Below are 19,673 nucleotides of genomic sequence, written 5' to 3'. Positions count from 1 at the left end.
CTTGCATAAACATCCTTAACCCTTGATGCAATCGACGGTGTAACAACGACCACTGCCGTCATCTTCGTGTTGTAACCCGTGAACATCGGCAACAAAACCGGGGAAACTGCTATCGAACGTCCGGGCAAACGCCAGGTAGTCGATGATCGACCGGGTCGACTCGGTAAAGCGCTCGCCCGGCATGATCAACGGAATGCCCGGCGGATAAGGCACCAGCATCACGGCTGCAATGCGTCCTGGCAAGGCATCAATGGACACGGCCTCCACTTCGCCCCTTACCAATTGGTCATAGGCGTCGGCGGGTTTCATCGCGATTTCCGGCAACACCGTGTACATGCGCTTGAGGTGCCTGGCGGTGGCGTTGCTGCGGTAACAGCCGTGCAATTGATCGCACAGGTCGCGCAAACCCAGGCCCTGATAGCGCGCCGGGCCCTGGGCAAACACCGATGGCAAACAACTGGCGAGGCTGACATTCGCGTCGTAACTGCGCTTGAACTCCAGCAACTCGGTGAGCAAGGTACTCCATTTGCCCTTGGTGATGCCCATGGAAAACAACACGAGGAACGAATACAGCCCGGTCTTTTCCACCACCAGCCCACGCTCCCAGAGGAATTTGCTGACCACCGCGGCGGGAATCCCATGCTCGCTCAAGGCACCGCCGGCCGTGAGGCCGGGCATCACCAGGGTCACTTTGATCGGGTCCAGCAGCACGTAGTCTTCGGCCACGTCACCAAAGCCGTGCCAGTCATCCTGCGGCTGCAACAGCCAATCCTCCGTGGCGACGCGGTCGATGCCCGCCACCGACGGCGGCTGCCAGATGGAGAACCACCAATCTTCGGCGGCGATATGCTGGCGCAGGTTGGCCAGGGCGCGGCGAAAACTCAGGGCCTCGTCGAACATTTCCTGCAGCAGCGAGCGCCCGGCCGGGCCTTCCATCATCGCCGAGGCGACGTCCAGCGAAGCAATGATGCTGTACTGCGGCGACGTGGAGATGTGCATCATGAAGGCTTCATTGAAACGGTCGCGGTCCAGTTGACGCGCGCCGCCGTCCTGCACATGGATCATCGAGGCCTGGCTGAACGCCGCCAGCAGCTTGTGGGTGGAGTGGGTGGTGAACACCAGCGGGCTGTCCGGGGTACGCGAGGTGCCCATGCCGTAGCGCCCGGCAAAGAACTCGTGGAACGCCGCATAGGCGTACCAGGCTTCATCGAAGTGCAGCACCTCGACACTGTTGCCCAATTGCTGCTTGATCAGCTCGGCGTTGTAGCACAGGCCGTCGTAGGTGGAGTTGGTGACCACGGCCAGCTTCACCTTGGGGGGCCGGCCGCGGGTCAAGGGGCTGGCGTCGATCTTGGCGCGGATCGATTCCGGGCTGAACTCGCTCAGGGGAATCGGACCGATGATGCCCAATTCGTTGCGCTCCGGGCACAGGTACAGCGGGATGGCACCGGTCATGATGATCGAATGCAACACCGACTTGTGGCAGTTGCGGTCCACCAGCACCAAGTCATCGCGCCCGACCATGGAGTGCCAGACGATCTTGTTGGCGGTGGACGTGCCGTTGATCACGAAAAAGGTATGGTCGGCGCCGAAGTTGCGCGCGGCGCGGGCTTCGGCTTCGGCCAGGGGCCCGGTGTGATCCAGCAGCGAGCCCAGTTCGGGCACCGAGACCGACAAGTCCGAGCGCAGGGTGTTTTCCCCGAAGAACTGATGAAACGCCTGCCCCACCGGACTTTTGCGATAGGCCACGCCACCGCCATGGCCGGGGGTGTGCCAGGAATAGTTGGAGTCGGCGGTGTGTTGCACCAGCGCCTTGAAGAATGGCGGCAGCAGGCCATCCAAATATGTGCGGGCAGCACGGGCCACCTGGCGGGCGAGAAACGGTACGGTGTCTTCGAACAGGTAGAGAATGCCGCGCAGCTGGTTGAGTTCGCTCATGGCATCGGCCGGGGCGTTTTCCAGGGTGACCTGCTCGCCCAGGGCAAAAATCGGCAGGTTCGGCGCCCGCAGGCGCGCCAGGCGGATCAGCTCGACCATGTTTTGCAGCAGGTGGGTATTCTCACCGGCGCCTTCGGCGGCGATCAGCATGCACGCCAGGCCGTGATGGGTCGACGCCACCAGCCGGCCTTCGGCGTAGTCCACGGCGGAAAAGATACTGAAGCCCTCTTGTTCCAACTCCCGGGCGATGCCCCGAACCCGGTCGCCGGCAACGGTGTCGGCCTTGATGTCGCGGTGCACGATAAGCACGGGGAACTTCAGGTCTTTGTACATGAGGGCGTGTAGTCCTGAGGGCTATGCACTCAAGGGTAGAAGCTCGGGGACGATGACGCGAATGAAGATTCTGAAAGCAATGGAGGTCAACCCTGGGAGGGGGCTTGCTCCCGATGACGGTATGCCAGCTCATATTTGATTGGCTGATACACCGCTATCGGGGGCAAGCCCCCTCCCACATTTTGATCATACCTACGCAGGGCTATTGTTGTGTTAGCTGGGTCCACAACGCCGGCGCACCCGCCGACTTCGCAATAGCCTCCAACCGCGCTGCATGCTCGGCCAGATCCTGCTCGCTGGCGCGAATGATGGTGGTGGGCTTGCGATCGGCCGGCAGGCGGCGGATTTCCGAAGGGCGGTTGCCCGAGCCTTCCGCCGAGCCAGTGCCGTCGGAGGCATTGCCGGCCAGGGACAGGCTGGTCTGCCCGCCGGTCATGGTCAGGTAAACGTCGGCGAGAATCTCGGAGTCGAGCAAGGCGCCGTGGAGTTCACGGCCGGAGTTGTCGACGCCATAACGTTTGCACAAGGCATCGAGGCTGTTGCGCTGGCCCGGGTGACGCTCACGGGCCATCATCAAGGTGTCGAGGATCGAGCAGTGCTTGGAAATATCCGCACGATCCGTCTGCCCCATCAGGGCAAACTCGTTATTGATGAAGCCGACGTCGAACGCCGCGTTATGGATGATCAACTGGGCGCCGTTGATGAATTCGAAGAACTCATCGGCCACTTCGGCGAAACGCGGCTTGCCCTTGAGGAACTCGTCGGTGATGCCGTGGACGCCGATGGCGCCTTCGTCACTGTCGCGGTCCGGTTGCAGGTAGACGTGGAAGTGACGACCGGTGAGGCGCCGACCCATGAGTTCGACACAGCCGATTTCAATGATCCGGTGGCCGTCGGTCACCGGCATGCCGGTGGTTTCGGTATCGAGTACAACAGATCGGATGGCCATCAGGGTTCAGCTCTCAACGGTGTGGTGTGCAGTGTGGTGTGAGTCAAGGAGCGCGATGTTAACACGTCAACCAGCATCAGCTCTGCTTGTAGCCCCGCACTTCGTCCACACCTCTATTGGCAAGCTGGTCGGCGCGCTCGTTACCCGGATGGCCGATGTGCCCGCGCACCCATTTCCAGGTGATGTCATGGCGGTTGCATTGCTCATCGAGCAATTGCCACAGGTCGGCATTCTTGACCGGCTCCTTGGCCGCGGTCTTCCAGCCGCGCTTCTTCCAATTGACCATCCACTCGTTGATGCCTTTCATCACGTATTGCGAGTCGGTGACCAGCAGCACGTTGCAGCGGCGCTTGAGTTCTTCCAGGCCGCGAATGGCGCCCATCAGTTCCATGCGGTTGTTGGTGGTGTTGGCTTCGCCGCCCCACAACTCCTTCTCTACGCCCTTGCACACCAGCAAGGCGCCCCAGCCCCCGGGGCCGGGGTTGCCCTTGCAGGCGCCATCGGTGAAGAGTTCTACGCTATCGGTCATCGGTTACATCCATCAAGACGGGCAGGTCTGAAATCAAAAAAGTTCTACGGTTCGCTTTGCTTGCGGTTGACCTTGGCCATCGGCATCGGCACCAGTTTGCCCATGGGCTGGCGCAGCACCTGGCGCACCGGCCGCAACCCGACCACGATCTTGCGCGCCACCAATAAATAGAAGCCGCCACCCGACAGTTGCCAGGCGCCCGCGCGGCGTTCCCAACCGGCCAGGCGGCCTTGCCACTTGGCCGAGGCAAGCGGCGGACGATAGCACCCGAAGCGGCGTTTCTCCAGCGCGAAGCCCAGCAGGTTCAGCCAGTCCCCGACCCGTGATGGCGAGATGCAGCGCGCCTGACGCAGGCCATCATGGGCGAACACATGGCGCAGGCCCCAGCTGCTCCAAGGGTTGATGCCGATAATCAGCAAATGGCCACCAGGGCGCACGCTGCTCGCCGCTTCACGCAGCAGACCGTGGGGCGACAGGCAGAAATCCAGGCCATGCTGCAACACCACCACATCGGCGGCGTGCTCGCTCAATGGCCAGGCCTGTTCTTCGCAGACAATCTCCACCCCCGGCAACGGCGCGCCCAGGCGCACGTTGCGTTGCACCTGGGGCGCGGCGGGCGGGGTCTGGGCCGACGGACCGTAATGCACCAGGTAGCCGCCAAAGAAACGACCCAACTCGTCTTCGAGCATGCGCCGTTCTTCATCCAGCAGAAATTGCCCGATGGGCCCGGACAGCCATTCACGGGCTGCGCCGATCAGGGCCAGCCACTCAGGATCGGCCTGGGCGAACGCTTTATCAGTCATTGCATTCTCCAACTCGCCTAGACGTTCTAAGATGCACCAATGTGTTCAGCTTGGCGAATCGAAGAATGATACAGATCAGTGCCCTGCCCGCCTTCACCGATAACTACATCTGGTTGCTGCAGGACCCGCAGACCCAACGGTGTGCCGTGGTCGATCCCGGCGATGCCGCGCCGGTACTGGCCTGGCTCGAGCAAAACCCGACGTGGACCCTCAGCGACATCCTGATTACCCACCATCACCACGATCATGTCGGCGGTGTCGAGCAACTCAAGGGTGTGAGCGACGCCAAGGTGTATGGTCCGGCCAACGAGATGATCCCGGCGCGGGACATCGCCCTGCGGGATAACGACCGCATCAGCGTGCTGGGCTGGGACTTCGACGTCTATGCCGTGCCCGGCCACACCCTAGGCCATATCGCCTTCTACCACCAGGGCGTGCTGTTCTGTGGCGACACCCTGTTCGCCGCCGGTTGTGGCCGCCTGTTCGAAGGCACGCCGGAACAGATGCACACCTCCCTCGAGCGCCTGGCCGCCCTGCCCGCCGACACCCTGGTGTACTGCACCCACGAATACACACAAAGTAACCTCAAGTTTGCCCAGGCGGTGGAACCGCAGAATGCCGACATCTCCGAACGGGTGGAAAACGTCCGTCAGCTGCGGGCCCGCGGCGAGATGACGCTGCCTTCCAACCTGGCCCTGGAAAAGCGTACCAACCCCTTCCTGCGCACCTCTGAAACATCCGTTAAACAAAAAGCGGACGAACGGAATGGCCGTGACAACCGCTCTGGGGCCGAGGTATTTGCTAGCTTGAGGGCGTGGAAAGATAAGTTCTAAAGGGACGCAATCTGATACGTAATTTCTGAATGGTTGACCGGAACCAAAGTGCTTTCTAGAATCGCCCGACATTTTTGCCCGGAACTTACTTCCAGCCAATGTCGTCATCTATTCGTAAATCCAACCATTCAGACGCATTGACCCGCCTGGCTCAAGCTGTGGCGGTGGCTGTGTCCGCCACGCTGGCGGGCTGCCAATCGACAAATTTCGCCGCACAATCCACCGTGCAACCCAAGCCCAACCTTACCGCCAAGATCAAGCAGAAACCCGTCATCTGGCTTTCAGAGAAGCCTGCTCCAGAAGTACCCCAGGACGTGTGGGAACGCATGCGCCGCGGCTTTCAATTGCAGGACAACGTGGGCGTCAACCCGCGTATCGAGCAACAGCGCCTGTGGTTCGCCAGCAACCCGTCCTTCCTGGAGAACGCCGGTGAACGCGGCAGCCTCTACATTCATTACATCGTCGAACGCCTTGAAGAACGCAACATGCCCCTGGAGCTGGCGCTGCTGCCGGTGATCGAAAGTGCCTACAACCCGATGGCGTATTCGCGCAGCGATGCCGTCGGCCTGTGGCAGTTCATCCCCTCCACCGGGCGCTACTTCAACCTGCGCCAGACCCGCGCCTACGACGGCCGCCGCGACATCACCGCCTCCACCACCGCCGCCCTGGACTACCTGACCCGTCTGCACGATATGTTCAACGGCGACTGGCTGCTGGCCCTGGCCGCCTATAACGCCGGCGAAGGCACGGTGAGCCGGGCCATCGAGCGCAACGAGAAGCTCGGCCTGCCCACCGACTACTGGAACCTGCCCCTGCCCCAGGAAACCAAGGACTATGTGCCCAAGTTCCTGGCGCTGTCCCAGGTGGTGCTGGCCCCCGAGGCCTATGGCGTCAACCTGAACCCGATTGCCAACACGCCGTACTTCGAAGTGGTCGAGGTCAAGCAAAGCATGGACCTGTCGCGGGTTGCCGCGCTGGCCGAGATCGACGAAGACGAACTGTTCCAGCTCAACCCGGCGCTCAAGCAACGCACCACCCTGGATGGCCCGCAGCACCTGCTGGTGCCGAGCTCCAAGGCACAATTGCTCACCAGCACCCTTTCGACGATGAAACCGGAAGAATTGCTGGCGATGCGCCCGAAAAAGCAGGTGTTCGACGAAGTCGAGACTGCTCGGGTGGCCGGCCGCACCCGCAACTACAAGGTGCGCAGTGGCGACAACCTCACGCTGATCGCCAAGGCGAACAAGGTCGATGTGCATGACCTGCAGCGCTGGAACAAACTCAACGGCCAGGCCCTCAAGGTCGGCCAGACCCTGGTGATGCAGGACACCCGCAAGCTGGTGGCCAAGGCCGACAGCAAGAAGCCGGTGCAGTACAAGGTCAAGAAAGGCGACTCGCTGTACATCGTCGCCAAGCGCTTCAACGTCGAGATGCAACATCTCAAGCGTTGGAACCCGCGTACTGGCCAGGCGCTGAAGCCTGGGCAGATGCTGGTGGTTTCCGGGCCGCGCTAAGGTTTCAAGAACCCCGGAGAACCAATGTGGGAGGGAGCTTGCTCCCACATTGGTTCTACATCATCCCGACTGGCTTTTTCCATCCGGAACAAGCTGTTACTGTACCGATCATAAAGCCCAAGCCGCCTGGATCGGATCCCTGACTTGAAGCGTCCCCTCCTTCTACTAATAAGTCTGGCCTTGAGCTTTGGTGCGAACGCGACAATAACCGAGAGCCACGGTTACACGCAGTTCGGCACGCTCAAGTACCCGGCCAAATTCACCCACTTCGATTGGGTAAACCCTGCAGCGCCGAAAGGCGGGACCTTGCGGGTCATGGCATTTGGCACCTTCGATACCCTTAACCCCTACACGTTCAAGGGTTCAAGCCCGGTTTCCACCCCCAACTTCCTGCAATACGGCGTCAATGAGCTGAACGAGCCGTTGATGGTCGGCACCGGCCAGTACGCGCCGTCCGGCGACGAGCCCACCTCCAGCTACGGGCTGATTGCCCAGTCGGTGGAATACAGCGAGGACCGCAGCTGGGTCGTGTTCAACCTGCGTCCGCAGGCGCGCTTCCACGATGGCAAGCCGATCACGGCCTATGATGTGGCGTTTTCCTATCGCACCCTGCTGACCGAAGGCCACCCCCAATACCGCACCAACCTGCAGGAAGTGGCACGGGTGGACATCCTCAACCGTCACCGCATCCGCTTTGTGTTCAAGCGCGCCGGCAACCCGTTGTTGATCCTGCGCCTGGGCGAGTTGCCGGTATTGCCCCAGCACTATTGGAAAAACCGCGACTTCAAGGCGACCACCTTCGAACCGCCCCTGGGCAGCGGGCCGTACCGCATCAGCAAGGTCACCCCTGGACGTCAGTTGGTGTTCGAACGGGTCAAGGATTACTGGGGCAAGGACTTGCCGGTCAACCAGGGCTTCTATAACTACGACAAGGTCGAGGTGGAGTTCTACCGCGACAGCGACGTGGCCTTCGAAGCGTTCAAGGCCGGCGAGTTCGACATTTATATCGAGCACCAGGCCAAGAACTGGGCCAATGGCTACAACTTCCCGGCGGTGAACCGTGGCGAAGTGATCAAGGCGCAGATCGCCCACCAGATCCCGACCCAAAGCCAGGGCCTGTTCATGAACACCCGGCGCCCGACCTTCAGCCAGACCAAGGTGCGTGAGGCCCTGGGGCTGATGTTCGACTTCGAGTGGACCAACCGCACCCTGTTCAGCAGCGCCTACAAACGCACGCTCAGCTATTACCCCAACAGCGAATTCGCCGCTGCCGGGGTTCCAACCGGCCATGAATGGCTGATGCTCTCCCCCTACCGCGACCAGCTGCCGCCCAACCTGTTTACCCAAGCCTTCAGCCTGCCTCAGACCGATGGGCGCGGCATCCCCCGCGAAACCCTGCGCCGCGCCCTGGCGCTGCTGGGCGAAGCCGGGTGGAAGCTGTCGGGCCAACGCCTGCTCAACAAGGACGGGCAACCGCTGCGCTTCGAGATCCTGCTGGTCAACCCGAACCTGGAGCGCATCCTGCAGCCCTATGTCGAGAACCTGATCAGCATCGGCATCGACGCACGCCTGCGCACCGTCGACCGCGCCCAGTACAAGCAACGCCTGGATCAATTCGATTTCGACATGATCCTGATCACCCTCAACCAGACCTTGAGCCCCGGCCTCGAACAGTGGCAGTACTTCCACTCGAGCCAGGCCGCGATCAAGGGCAGCAAGAACTATGCGGGCATCGCCAACCCCGTTGTCGATCACCTGCTGGAACAACTGCTGGCGGCGCAGACCCGCGAAGAACAACTGGCCGCCGGCCGCGCCCTGGACCGGGTGCTACTGTGGCAGCACTACAGCATTCCCAACTGGTACCTCAACTATCATCGCCTGGCGTACCGTAACCGGTTCGCCTTTGTCGCCACGCCGCCCTACAGCCTGGGCCTGAGCGCGTGGTGGCTGAAAGCTTCGGAGAAAGCCCAATGATGTATTTGCGCAACGCACTGCTCGGCAGCCTGCTGCTGTGCACCACGGCCCACGCCGCCCCGCAACACGCGCTGACGCTGTACAACGAGCCGCCGAAATACCCCGCCGACTTCAAGCACTTCGACTACGTCAACCCGGACGCGCCCAAGGGCGGCACCTTCCGCGAGTCGAGCATGGGCGGCTTCGACAGCCTCAACCCGTTTATCAGCAAGGGCGTGCCGGCCGACAACGTCAGCCTGATCTACGACACCCTGGCCATGCAGAGCCTGGACGAACCCATCACCGAATACGGCCTGGTCGCCGGCAAGATCGAAAAAGCCCCGGACAACAGCTGGGTGCGTTTCTACCTGCGGCCCGAAGCGCGCTTCCACGACGGCCACCCGATCCGTGCCGAAGACGTGGTGTTCACCTTCCAGGAATTGATCAAGGAAGGCTCGCCGATCTACCGCACCTACTACGCCGATGTGGATGAAGTGGTCGCCGAAGACCCGCTGCGGGTGCTGTTCAAGTTCAAGCGCACCAACAACCGCGAACTGCCGCTGATCCTCGGGCAACTGCCGGTACTGCCCAAGCATTGGTGGGCCACGCGGGACTTTGCCAAGGGCAACCTGGAGGTGCCCCTGGGCAGCGGGCCGTACAAGGTGGCCGAGGTCAAGGCCGGGCGCATGATCCGCTACGAGCGGGTCAAGGACTATTGGGCCAAGGACCTGCCGATCACCAAGGGTTTCTACAATTTCGATAACCGCATCACCGACTACTACCGCGACAGCACCGTGTCCCTGGAAGCGTTGAAGGCCGGACAGTTCGACTACTGGCTGGAGTTCAGCGCCAAGAACTGGGCCAACGCCTACAACATTCCGGCCGTGACCGAAGGCCGGTTGATCAAGGAAGAGATCCCCAACGGCAACCCCACGGGCATGCAAGGTTTTGTGTTCAATACGCGCAAGCCGATGTTCCAGGACGTGCGCGTGCGCAAGGCCATCAGCCTGTTGCTGGACTTCGAGTGGAGCAACAAACAGCTGTTCAACGGCGCCTACACCCGCACCCGCAGCTACTTCGAAAACTCCGAAATGGCCGCCACCGGCCTGCCCGGCCCGGATGAGCTGAAGATCCTCGAACCCCTGCGCGACAAGATCCCGGCCGAAGTCTTTACCCAGGCCTTCGAGCCCGCCAAGACCGACGCCAGCGGGATGATCCGTACCCAGCAACGCGAGGCCTACCAATTGCTGCAGGAGGCCGGCTGGCGCATCGTCGACGACAAGATGGTCGACACCACGGGCAAACCGGTGACCATCGAGTTCCTGCTGGCCCAGACCGAGTTCGAGCGCATCCTGCTGCCGTTCAAGCGCAACCTGGCGGACCTGGGCATCGACCTGGTGATCCGCCGGGTGGACGTTTCGCAGTTCGTCAACCGTGTGCGTTCCCGGGACTTCGACATGATGGTGGGCAGCTTCCCGCAATCCACTTCGCCGGGTAACGAACAGCGGGAATTCTGGAAGTCTTCCAGTGCCGACAAACCCGGCAGCCGCAATTACATGGGCCTCAAGGATCCGGCGGTCGACCAGTTGGTGGAAGAACTGATCGACGCCGACTCGCGCAAAAGCCTGATCGCCCATGCCAAGGCCCTGGACCGAGTGCTGCAGTTCGGTTACTACGTGATCCCCAATTGGCACATCAAGACCTTCCGTGTGGCGTACTGGGACCACCTAGGCCATCCGAAAACCCCGCCACGCTATGACGTGGGCACCGCCACCTGGTGGGCAAAACCCAACGTAAAACCTGCCGTCACCCTGGAAACGACTACCGACACCAACGCCGATGCGGCGAGCGGAGGCGATTAAATGCTGGCCTATATTGTTCGCCGCCTGTTGCTGATCATCCCGACGCTGTTCGGGATCCTGCTGATCAACTTCATCATCATCCAGGCCGCCCCCGGTGGCCCGGTGGAACAGATGATCGCCAAGCTCGAAGGCTTTGAAGGCGCCACCAGCCGCATTGCCGGCGGCGGTGCCGAAGTCTCGGTGGCCGGCTCCAGCAGCTACCGTGGCGCCCAGGGCCTGGACCCGGCGCTGATCAAGGAAATCGAAAAAATGTACGGCTTCGACAAGTCGGCGCCGGAACGCTTGTGGATCATGGTCAAGAACTACGCCCGGCTGGATTTCGGCGACAGCTTCTTCCGTGACGCCAAGGTCATCGACCTGATCAAGGAAAAGATGCCGGTATCCATCTCCCTGGGGTTATGGAGCACGCTGATCATGTACCTCGTGTCGATCCCGCTGGGGATCGCCAAGGCCACGCGACATGGCAGCCACTTCGATGTGTGGACCAGCTCGGCAATCATCGTCGGCTATGCGATCCCGGCGTTCCTGTTTGCGATCCTGCTGATCGTGGTGTTTGCCGGCGGCAGTTATTTCGACTGGTTCCCCTTGCGTGGGCTCACGTCCAACAACTTCGATGAGTTGAGCTGGGGCGGCAAGGTGCTCGACTACTTCTGGCACTTGGCGCTGCCCATCACCGCGCTGGTGATCGGCAACTTCGCGACCATGACCCTGCTGACCAAGAACAGCTTTCTCGATGAGATCAACAAGCAATACGTGATCACCGCCAAGGCCAAGGGCCTGACCAACCACCGCGTGCTCTACGGCCATGTGTTCCGTAACGCGATGCTGCTGGTGATCGCCGGCTTCCCGTCGGCGTTCATCGGGATTTTCTTCACCGGCTCGTTGCTGGTGGAAGTGATCTTCTCCCTCGACGGCCTGGGCCTGATGAGCTTTGAAGCGGCGATCAACCGCGACTACCCGGTGGTGTTCGGCACGCTGTTTATCTTCACCCTGCTGGGGCTGGTGGTGAAACTGATCGGCGACCTCACCTACACCCTGGTCGATCCGCGTATCGACTTCGCCAGCCGGGAGCATTGAGATGAATCTATCCCCCCTCAATCGCCGCCGGTTCGAGCGGTTCAAGGCCAACAAGCGTGGCTGGTGGTCGCTGTGGCTGTTCCTGATCCTGTTCGGGCTGAGCCTGGGCGCGGAGCTGATCGCCAACGACAAGCCACTGGCGGTGCACTACGACGGCGACTGGTATTTCCCGGCGCTCAAGCGCTACCCGGAAACCACCTTCGGCGGCGAATTCCCCCTGGAAGCCAACTACAAGAGCCCGTATATCCAGGAACTGCTCAAGGCCAAGGACGCCTGGACCCTGTGGGCGCCGATCCCGTTCAGCTACCAGAGCATCAACTACGACCTGAAGGTACCGGCCCCCGCGCCGCCTTCGCGCGTCAATCTGCTGGGTACCGATGACCAGGGCCGCGATGTGCTCGCGCGGGTGATCTACGGCTTCCGTGTGTCGGTGCTGTTTGCCCTGACGTTGACGGTGCTCAGTTCGATCATCGGCGTGATCGCCGGCGCCTTGCAGGGTTTCTATGGCGGCTGGGTCGACCTGGCCGGGCAGCGTTTCCTGGAAATCTGGTCGGGCTTGCCGGTGCTGTACCTGCTGATCATCCTCGCCAGCTTCGTGCAGCCGAACTTCTGGTGGCTGCTGGGGATCATGCTGCTGTTTTCCTGGATGAGCCTGGTGGACGTGGTGCGCGCCGAGTTCCTGCGCGGGCGTAACCTCGAATACGTGCGCGCGGCGCGGGCACTGGGGATGCAGAACGGCGCGATCATGTTCCGCCATATCCTGCCCAATGCCATGGTCTCGACCATGACCTTCATGCCGTTCATCCTCACCGGCGCCATCGGCACCCTGACTGCCCTGGACTTCCTCGGCTTTGGCCTGCCGGCCGGTTCGCCGTCCCTGGGCGAACTGGTGGCCCAGGGCAAATCCAACCTGCAAGCACCGTGGCTGGGCATGAGCGCGTTTGCCGTGCTGGCGATCATGTTGAGTTTGCTGGTGTTTATCGGCGAATCCGCTCGCGATGCCTTCGACCCGAGGAAATGAGATGAATCAGGACAATCTGATCGAAATCCGCGACCTCTCCGTCGAGTTCGTCACGGGCGAGCATCACCACCGTGTGGTGAACAACGTCAGCTTCGATATCAAGCGCGGCGAAACCCTGGCCCTGGTCGGCGAAAGCGGCTCAGGCAAATCGGTGACCGCACACTCGATCCTGCGCCTGCTGCCCTACCCGCTGGCCCGGCATCCGTCCGGCACCATCACCTATTCCGGCCAGGACCTGCTGACCCTGAAGGAAAAGACCCTGCGGCATATTCGCGGCAACCGCATCGCGATGATCTTCCAGGAGCCGATGACGTCGTTGAATCCGCTGCACTGCATCGAGAAGCAGATCAACGAAGTGCTCGGCCTGCACAAGGGCCTGACCGGCAAGGTCGCGACCCGGCGCACCCTGGAGCTGCTGGAACTGGTGGGTATCCCCGAGCCGCACAAACGGCTCAAGGCCCTGCCCCACGAATTGTCCGGCGGCCAGCGCCAGCGGGTGATGATCGCCATGGCCCTGGCCAATGAGCCGGAGTTGTTGATCGCGGATGAGCCGACCACGGCCCTCGACGTCACCGTGCAGTTGAAGATCCTGGAGTTGCTCAAGGAATTGCAGGCACGCCTGGGCATGGCCTTGCTGTTGATCAGTCACGACTTGAACCTGGTGCGGCGTATTGCTCACCGCGTCTGCGTGATGCAGCAAGGCTGCATCGTCGAGCAGGCCGAGTGCGAGACGCTGTTCCAGTCGCCCCGACACCCTTACACCCAGGAATTGCTGGCGGCGGAACCCAGCGGTGGCCCGGCCAGCAACGAAGTCGGCCCGCCGTTGCTGGAAGTCGATGACCTGAAAGTCTGGTTCCCGATCAAGAAGGGCTTCTTGCGCAACACCGTCGATTACGTCAAGGCGGTGGACGGGATCAACTTCAGCCTGCCCCAGGGCCAGACCCTGGGCATCGTCGGCGAAAGCGGCTCGGGCAAATCCACCCTTGGCCTGGCGATCCTGCGCTTGATTGCCAGCAAGGGCGGGATTCGTTTCGAAGGCCAGCAGCTGGACACGCTGACCCAGCAACAGGTGCGCCCGTTGCGCCGGGAAATGCAGGTGGTGTTCCAGGACCCGTTCGGCAGCCTGAGCCCACGCATGTGCGTCAGCGAGATCGTCGGCGAAGGCCTGCGCATCCACAGGATGGGCACAGCTGCCGAGCAGGAAGCGGCGATTATCGCGGCGCTCAAGGAGGTGGGCCTGGACCCTGAATCCCGTCATCGCTACCCCCATGAGTTCTCCGGCGGCCAACGCCAACGCATCGCCATCGCCCGCGCACTGGTGCTCAAGCCGCGCCTGATCCTGCTGGACGAACCGACCTCGGCGCTGGATCGCACCGTGCAACGGCAAGTGGTGGAATTGCTGCGCAGCCTGCAGGCCAAGTACAACCTGACCTACCTGTTTATCAGCCATGACCTGGCGGTGGTGAAGGCGCTGAGTCACCAACTGATGGTGGTCAAGCAGGGGCAGGTGGTGGAGCAAGGCGATGCGCGAGCGATTTTCGCTGATCCGCAGCATGGGTATACGCGTCAACTGCTGGAAGCGGCCTTTCTGGTGCCCTGCCCGGAGCGCTTCTGAGCGATGAGCACGCCCACCTCCTGCGTTGGCGTGCCTCGCCATCGGATCACCGTGGCTGCCTACTCGACCTACAGCAACTCCGGATGGCGCAGGCTATCAAGCCCAGGTAAAAACCCTCGACCATGAAGTTCCGCCCAAGAACGTTTTCTTGGGCAACCTTGAAACGGAACTTCATTCATGTACGAATTTGCCCCGCTGATTGCCGCTGCGGCGACCGAGCCACTGCCTGCCAGCCCCGTCTTGTTTGCCACCCAGGATGATCTGAAGCTGATCAACAGCCTGGTTGCGCTGCTGTCGCCCGCCTTACCGCACAATTGGACTCTGCTGGGGCCTCCCGCGTTGATCGCGGTCGACCGCAACTCCAGGCTTGGCCAATGGATGGTGCTGTTCGGCAAGGCTATCAACCAGAGCGTGTTCCTGGCATGGGCCGACACGCGGCACCTGGAGTATCGAAGCATCAAGGTCATGGGAAGCTCCCTGCACACCAATGTCATTCACGAGGACCAAATGACACCCAGGGCCTTTCATCTTCATGACGACCCAGGCTGGCTGGAAGTGTCCGTGCCGATCCTGGGCATCTCCGAGATCCTTGATCCCAACCAGCTGGGCGTGCCCTATATCGACTTGCCAAACGGCCACAGTACGTTTGAATTGCCACTCGAGTTGACGCTGGCGTTCTACGGCTACACGTTGCCCAAAAACCAGATCCAGGCGCGGATGATTGTCGATGAGCTGCAGGCCTACCATGCCTTTCCAACGATGGGTGACAATGGCCGCGCGCAGTCGGCGACACGCCATGAAATGCACGCACAGCACCTGGATTTGCTGCAACTGGCCGATAACCTCGAGCAATGCATGGCCAGCGCGGCAACCACGGATGAACCCCATGACAGCTACCTCGCTTACCGCCAGCGCCTCACGCTGAGGTCTGACTCCTTCGTAGCGCACACCTTGAAAGAAGCCGCGCAATTACTGCAGAGCGTGATCAATTCGATCGAGTTCACGCAGACGTTCCCAACTGCGCTGGGTCCCGATGAATACTTTATTTATTCCGGCGAGGATCACTCCCTGCGGGCCTCACCCGCGCAGATCCAGGGGACCAGTATCAGCCTGCGTACACACCTGGGCGGTGCGCCAGTGGCGGGTCGGCTGATTCGCCTGGCGCAATATGCGTCGTTGCTGGGAGAACAGGTGGCCTCCAATAACAGCCTGAGCCTGGCGCAGCTCATGCACTTCTACGCCATCGAGGTCCCCCTCCAGGCCAGCGAGGTGCACGCCCTGATCGCGCGCCTGCGCCAGTCATCCGTGCCTGGGCAGCCGTACTGCAGTGAAGCTGCCCAGGATGCGCAATGGCTCAAGCGCAAACAAAACAGCCTGAGCGCCCTGAATAACTTCAATCGGCTGCAGACAGAGCTGGAGCGAGTCAGCGCTGGCAAACAACCCGATGAAAAGGTTGAGCTCGACGATACGGTCGAGCTGGACACTGACTCGATGTTCTACCAGTTGCTGGAGGAGAGCGCCGAAAAACTGCTGATGATGATCAAGCACAGATCATTTGTCGCCATTTGCGTGAAACGCGGTATCGACGACGAAAAGGCGCTGGTACTGCTGACCGAAGAGGGGTACGTGGGCGCGGACGACAGGGACGGCAGGCGCAGAAACCTCACGGACGATATCGTCTCCAGTCCAGCGCTCAAGCGCTGTCTCACGCCCTTGCAGGAGCTGGCCAAACAATTGGGTGGCGAGCTGCGCAGTGATATGAAGGCCACCCTCAAGCAGTTGATGAAGTTCCTGCGCATGCCCGAAGTGAAGACAGCGGAGCAGGCCCGGCAGGCGGCGCACTACCTGAGGGCCGTCAGGGCTGCGACACCACGGCTGGGCAACTACTGGCAGGGCCTGGGCCAGCCGCAGCCGTCATTGCTGACCTTATCCAGCACACAACGCCGACAGGTATACGAAGCGCAACAGGCGTTTGCACAGGCGCATGGAGCGCCCCTGTTCAAGTGGCTCGGCGAACCTTGTTGGGCGGGCAAGAGCGCCCCCAGGATCCGCGCCGAAGCGGACATGCTGCTGAACCAGATGGTGCAGAGCCAGCGCAGCCAGCTATTGGTCGAGCGCCTGGACACCCTCGTCATCTGGTCCGATGCCGCACTGCACGGTACAACGCCACAACAGCGTCGACAAACACTGCTGCTCAGCGCGCTGATTCTGAGCCTGGACGAACAGGCCGGCACACAACGCAACCTGGTCGGCGGGCTGGCCATCGATACCGATTACTACTGGGGTGACAACTGTGCACTGGTGCGCAGCAATCTTGAAGCCCTCCTGCGCCAGACGCTGCTGGAGGGTGCCCCATTGGCCGCGCATTTGCTGCTCAGTGGCAGCGCGCCACAATTGCTCGTGCGCAACATCCCCGAAACCTTGCCTTACCTGTGTAACCAGAACTGGGTCGTGTTCAAGCAGTTCGTCGATTTCATCGAGCTGAAAACCCCTGGCGCCAGCCGGTACATGACACTTGAGAACATCATGACCCTGGTCCATAACCCTGCCACGACGCTCAACCGGGAATTCTGGGCGCTGCCTCCTACGGTCGATCCCGTCCTCGACTGGGCGCGTGCCAATGGCGTGGTGGATGCGACGGACACGGACCTGCCCTTTAAAGGCGAGCTCGCCGTGCGCACCTATGAGAAACAGAAGCGCACACTCAACGATGCCTTCGGATCGCTGCACACCCCCTATCCGGATCAGAAGGAGGCGGCATTGAGGTACCTGCGTGAGGTCTATCCGGATAACGCTCACCTGGACAAAACCGTGTTCATGCCGGCGCCCTTCCTTCCACCCGGTATTCGCTATCCGCAAGTCAGTACCCAGGATATTTCCTTTTCCCTGGCCGAACTGTATCTGGCCGGTGAGTTAAAGCACATTGAACGCTGGAGGGCGATTCAGCCACAGGTACGTGTCAACAGGTTTTCGCCATCCTTGAGAACGCTCAAGGACCACAACGCTGATGAAAACTTCCACGCCGCGCTCGAATCCATCCGTGAGAGCTATATCGTGTACATTGCCTACCTGCTGGCCTGCCTGCCGCTGCCCAAGCGCGTCAGCCTGGAGCAGGGAAACATCGAACTGTACCTGCTGCGCAAACCGTCCCCCGCTGCCCGGGACACGATGATCACCGCACATTTTGGATGCCTGTTGCGTGTTCGCTACCAGCGGGATCGCTACCTGCTGCAACTGCTTCCCAGGCAGATGCTGGTCACGCAGCTGGCCAACCCGCCATCCGGTTTGCTGAATGACCCGGTCTCCCCAGGCCCTGTTCAGTTGCAGATCGATTGGAGCGCTTATCTCACCGGTTCCGAACCCGTGGCGGGCGCCAGTTCGCAGGTCCTGCTCCATCCCCTGGACGCCACCCTCATAACGGATACCCAGGGTGACCCCGCCCCCATACCGAAGTCCTGGCAATCGGCACGACTCGAAGCGATTGCCAGGATGGTCGTTGACCAGTGCCTGCTCAGTAACCACCGGGATCTGAGTGAGTCCACGCAGAACCTCAACAATGTGGAAAAGGTCCTGCTGATCAACAACCGCCGAAACGAGCGTTTGCACAATCTGAAACCCTATTAAGCCATCGGCTACCCAAACGCCAGGGTCTGTGCAACGATCCGTTTCTGATCTTGACTGCCCTGGAGTCGCGCCCATGACACCGCCCGCCCCTTTCCCCGCCGCACCGCGCTTCTGGCGCGACGAGCGCCTGCCGTTCATCGAAGCGCGCACCATCGCCGACGGGCGCAAGGTCACTTACACCCGGCACGCCCATGAGCATTTCTCCATCGGCGCGATCACCACCGGGCGCAGCTATTACCATTACGGCGCCGATACATTCCAGATCAGCGCCGGCACCGTGGTGTTGATGAACCCCGGCGATGTGCATGCCTGCAACCCTATCCACGACCAGCCCTGGTCCTATCATATGCTGTACCTCGACATGCCCTGGCTGACCGGGCTGCAGTACCAATTGGGCTTCAGCACCGACCAGGGTTATCGCCCGTTCAATACGCCGCATACCCGTGACCCGCTGTTGTACGGCGGCTTGCTGGCGTTGTACCGGATGCTGGTGAACGAGCAGGCCGAATTGCTGCAAAAGCAGAGCGCACTGGTGAGTTACTTCAGCGAAGTCCAGCAGCGCCTGAACCCTTCACCCACACCGATGCGCGAGGTCAACCACAAGCTGGAGCGGGCCGCCGAGTACATCCGTGCGCACTGCACCGAGGCGTTGAAACTCGAAGACATCTGCCTGGCGGCCGAACTGTCGCCGTCGTACCTGATCCGCGCCTTCAAGCAGTACTACGGGCTGACGCCCCACGCGTTCCTGGTCAACCAGCGCATCCAGTTTGCCCGCACCCAGCTGCGCAAGGGCGAGTTGATCGCCGACGTAGCGCTCGCCGCCGGTTTTGCAGACCAGGCGCACTTCCAGCGCACCTTCAAGCAGCATTTCGCCGCCACCCCCGGGCAATACCGCGAGGTGCTCAAGCCATCAGCAAATAACCCACACTGGCCACCAGCAACGCGGCCATCGAGCGGTTGAACAGGCGCACGCCGTGGGGATTGTCCAGGTAACGGCGTAGAAAGGTCCCGGCATAGGCCCAGCACGCCACCGACAGGTAGCAGATCACCAGGTAGAGACTGGCAAACAGCCAGACTTGCCGCCCATCCCCGTCGGCCACAAACAGGCCCATGCCCGCCACACAGGCCAGCCAGGCCTTGGGGTTGAGCCATTGCATGATCGCGCCGTAGAGCATGGATGGCGCTGTCGCGCTGCCCTCCGCGTTGAGCTGGCCGTCGTCCACCGCCAGTTTCCAGGCCATGTACAGCAGGAACGCCACCCCACCCCACTGGATCAACTGGGTCAGGATGGGCCAGCGCACCAGCACCTCGTGCAAACCCAGGCCGATCAGCACCAACAGCAAGGTAAAGCCAACGGCAGCGCCGAACACATGCTTCTGGCTGGCGACAAAACCGAAGCGCGCGCCTGAACTCAGGGCGACCACGTTGACCGGTCCCGGCGTGATGGACGTGGCCAGGGCGAAGGCGGCCATGGAAATGATCAAGCTCATTGCGGTTCCCTTTTTATGATGAGGCGTAAACAGGGTTCCACGGTATAAGGCCGGGGCAAATCGGTATTGAACAAAATCACCCTGGGGCGTGGATCACACAGTCTTCGACGCCACACACCCGCCCATCCTCAG

General features: G+C 61.4%; 14 protein-coding genes. 9 read left to right on the top strand and 5 right to left on the bottom strand.

Annotated elements, in window-relative coordinates:
* Positions 1-15: 15 nt before the first annotated feature.
* From Q8X51_RS23890 to Q8X51_RS23875, 4 genes are all read right to left on the bottom strand, one after another.
* Complete coding sequence (locus Q8X51_RS23890) at positions 16-2,271, bottom strand: Orn/Lys/Arg decarboxylase N-terminal domain-containing protein (RefSeq protein WP_407694578.1); 2,256 nt, start codon at positions 2,269-2,271, stop codon at positions 16-18.
* Between the two features lie 202 nt (positions 2,272-2,473).
* Positions 2,474-3,214, bottom strand: a complete 741-nt coding sequence (gene dnaQ / locus Q8X51_RS23885; protein ID WP_176718769.1) for a DNA polymerase III subunit epsilon — start codon at positions 3,212-3,214, stop codon at positions 2,474-2,476.
* 82 nt (positions 3,215-3,296) lie between these two features.
* Positions 3,297-3,749 carry a ribonuclease HI gene (rnhA, locus tag Q8X51_RS23880; RefSeq protein WP_003173571.1) on the bottom strand — a complete coding sequence of 151 codons (453 nt, stop codon included), beginning with the start codon at positions 3,747-3,749 and terminating at the stop codon, positions 3,297-3,299.
* A gap of 44 nt (positions 3,750-3,793) precedes the next feature.
* Positions 3,794-4,552 (bottom strand): class I SAM-dependent methyltransferase, encoded by a 759-nt coding sequence (locus Q8X51_RS23875; protein ID WP_053134936.1) that lies wholly within the window; start codon positions 4,550-4,552, stop codon positions 3,794-3,796.
* Between the two features lie 65 nt (positions 4,553-4,617).
* Here Q8X51_RS23875 and gloB point away from each other — a divergent pair, with 65 nt between their 5' ends.
* The 9 genes from gloB to Q8X51_RS23830 all read left to right on the top strand — a co-directional run bounded on the left by gloB (position 4,618) and on the right by Q8X51_RS23830 (position 19,012).
* On the top strand, positions 4,618-5,385 hold the full coding sequence (gloB, locus tag Q8X51_RS23870) for a hydroxyacylglutathione hydrolase (RefSeq protein ID WP_330216040.1): 768 nt from the start codon (positions 4,618-4,620) through the stop codon (positions 5,383-5,385).
* A 98-nt stretch (positions 5,386-5,483) separates the two neighbouring features.
* Positions 5,484-6,899 (top strand): lytic transglycosylase domain-containing protein, encoded by a 1,416-nt coding sequence (locus tag Q8X51_RS23865; RefSeq protein ID WP_407694577.1) that lies wholly within the window; start codon positions 5,484-5,486, stop codon positions 6,897-6,899.
* A 144-nt stretch (positions 6,900-7,043) separates the two neighbouring features.
* Entirely contained in the window at positions 7,044-8,873 is a 1,830-nt protein-coding gene (locus tag Q8X51_RS23860) for an extracellular solute-binding protein (RefSeq protein ID WP_315871666.1), read from the top strand.
* Positions 8,870-10,714: an extracellular solute-binding protein gene (locus Q8X51_RS23855; RefSeq protein ID WP_407694576.1), complete on the top strand. Its 1,845-nt coding sequence runs from the start codon at positions 8,870-8,872 to the stop codon at positions 10,712-10,714. Before Q8X51_RS23860 ends, Q8X51_RS23855 begins: the two co-directional genes overlap by 4 nt.
* Complete coding sequence (locus Q8X51_RS23850) at positions 10,715-11,791, top strand: microcin C ABC transporter permease YejB (protein WP_027606500.1); 1,077 nt, start codon at positions 10,715-10,717, stop codon at positions 11,789-11,791. It begins immediately after the preceding gene.
* A 1-nt stretch (position 11,792) separates the two neighbouring features.
* The gene (locus tag Q8X51_RS23845; protein ID WP_027606501.1) at positions 11,793-12,812 is read left to right on the top strand and encodes an ABC transporter permease; all 1,020 of its coding nucleotides are present in this window, start codon (positions 11,793-11,795) and stop codon (positions 12,810-12,812) included.
* Position 12,813: 1 nt separating this feature from the next.
* Entirely contained in the window at positions 12,814-14,427 is a 1,614-nt protein-coding gene (locus Q8X51_RS23840) for an ABC transporter ATP-binding protein (RefSeq protein WP_065947737.1), read from the top strand.
* Between the two features lie 177 nt (positions 14,428-14,604).
* Positions 14,605-18,051 (top strand): hypothetical protein, encoded by a 3,447-nt coding sequence (locus tag Q8X51_RS23835; RefSeq protein ID WP_407694575.1) that lies wholly within the window; start codon positions 14,605-14,607, stop codon positions 18,049-18,051.
* Positions 18,052-18,124: 73 nt separating this feature from the next.
* The gene (locus tag Q8X51_RS23830; RefSeq protein ID WP_407694574.1) at positions 18,125-19,012 is read left to right on the top strand and encodes a helix-turn-helix domain-containing protein; all 888 of its coding nucleotides are present in this window, start codon (positions 18,125-18,127) and stop codon (positions 19,010-19,012) included.
* On the opposite strand, the gene Q8X51_RS23825 is transcribed toward Q8X51_RS23830, so the two are convergent.
* A complete protein-coding gene (locus Q8X51_RS23825) occupies positions 18,954-19,541 on the bottom strand; it encodes a LysE family translocator (RefSeq protein ID WP_065947735.1) in 588 nt (195 codons plus the stop codon). The genes Q8X51_RS23830 and Q8X51_RS23825 overlap by 59 nt on opposite strands.
* Between the last annotated feature and the right edge of the window lie 132 nt (positions 19,542-19,673).

It is taken from the genome of Pseudomonas sp. Yb2C2 (genome assembly GCF_052112325.1).
Classification (GTDB): Bacteria; Pseudomonadota; Gammaproteobacteria; order Pseudomonadales; family Pseudomonadaceae; genus Aquipseudomonas; species Aquipseudomonas marginalis.
The sequence above is the reverse complement of the archived record's forward strand: the minus strand, read 5'-3'. Positions and strand labels throughout refer to the sequence as shown.

Bases quoted from the DNA above. Each gene is read 5' to 3' on its own strand.
- Q8X51_RS23890 (WP_407694578.1), bottom strand. From the start codon at position 2,271: ATGTACAAAGACCTGAAGTTCCCCGTGCTTATCGTGCACCGCGACATC.
- rnhA (WP_003173571.1), bottom strand. From the start codon at position 3,749: ATGACCGATAGCGTAGAACTCTTCACCGATGGCGCCTGCAAGGGCAAC.
- Q8X51_RS23875 (WP_053134936.1), bottom strand. From the start codon at position 4,552: ATGACTGATAAAGCGTTCGCCCAGGCCGATCCTGAGTGGCTGGCCCTG.
- gloB (WP_330216040.1), top strand. From the start codon at position 4,618: ATGATACAGATCAGTGCCCTGCCCGCCTTCACCGATAACTACATCTGG.
- Q8X51_RS23865 (WP_407694577.1), top strand. From the start codon at position 5,484: ATGTCGTCATCTATTCGTAAATCCAACCATTCAGACGCATTGACCCGC.
- Q8X51_RS23855 (WP_407694576.1), top strand. From the start codon at position 8,870: ATGATGTATTTGCGCAACGCACTGCTCGGCAGCCTGCTGCTGTGCACC.
- Q8X51_RS23850 (WP_027606500.1), top strand. From the start codon at position 10,715: ATGCTGGCCTATATTGTTCGCCGCCTGTTGCTGATCATCCCGACGCTG.
- Q8X51_RS23845 (WP_027606501.1), top strand. From the start codon at position 11,793: ATGAATCTATCCCCCCTCAATCGCCGCCGGTTCGAGCGGTTCAAGGCC.
- Q8X51_RS23840 (WP_065947737.1), top strand. From the start codon at position 12,814: ATGAATCAGGACAATCTGATCGAAATCCGCGACCTCTCCGTCGAGTTC.
- Q8X51_RS23835 (WP_407694575.1), top strand. From the start codon at position 14,605: ATGTACGAATTTGCCCCGCTGATTGCCGCTGCGGCGACCGAGCCACTG.
- Q8X51_RS23830 (WP_407694574.1), top strand. From the start codon at position 18,125: ATGACACCGCCCGCCCCTTTCCCCGCCGCACCGCGCTTCTGGCGCGAC.
- Q8X51_RS23825 (WP_065947735.1), bottom strand. From the start codon at position 19,541: ATGAGCTTGATCATTTCCATGGCCGCCTTCGCCCTGGCCACGTCCATC.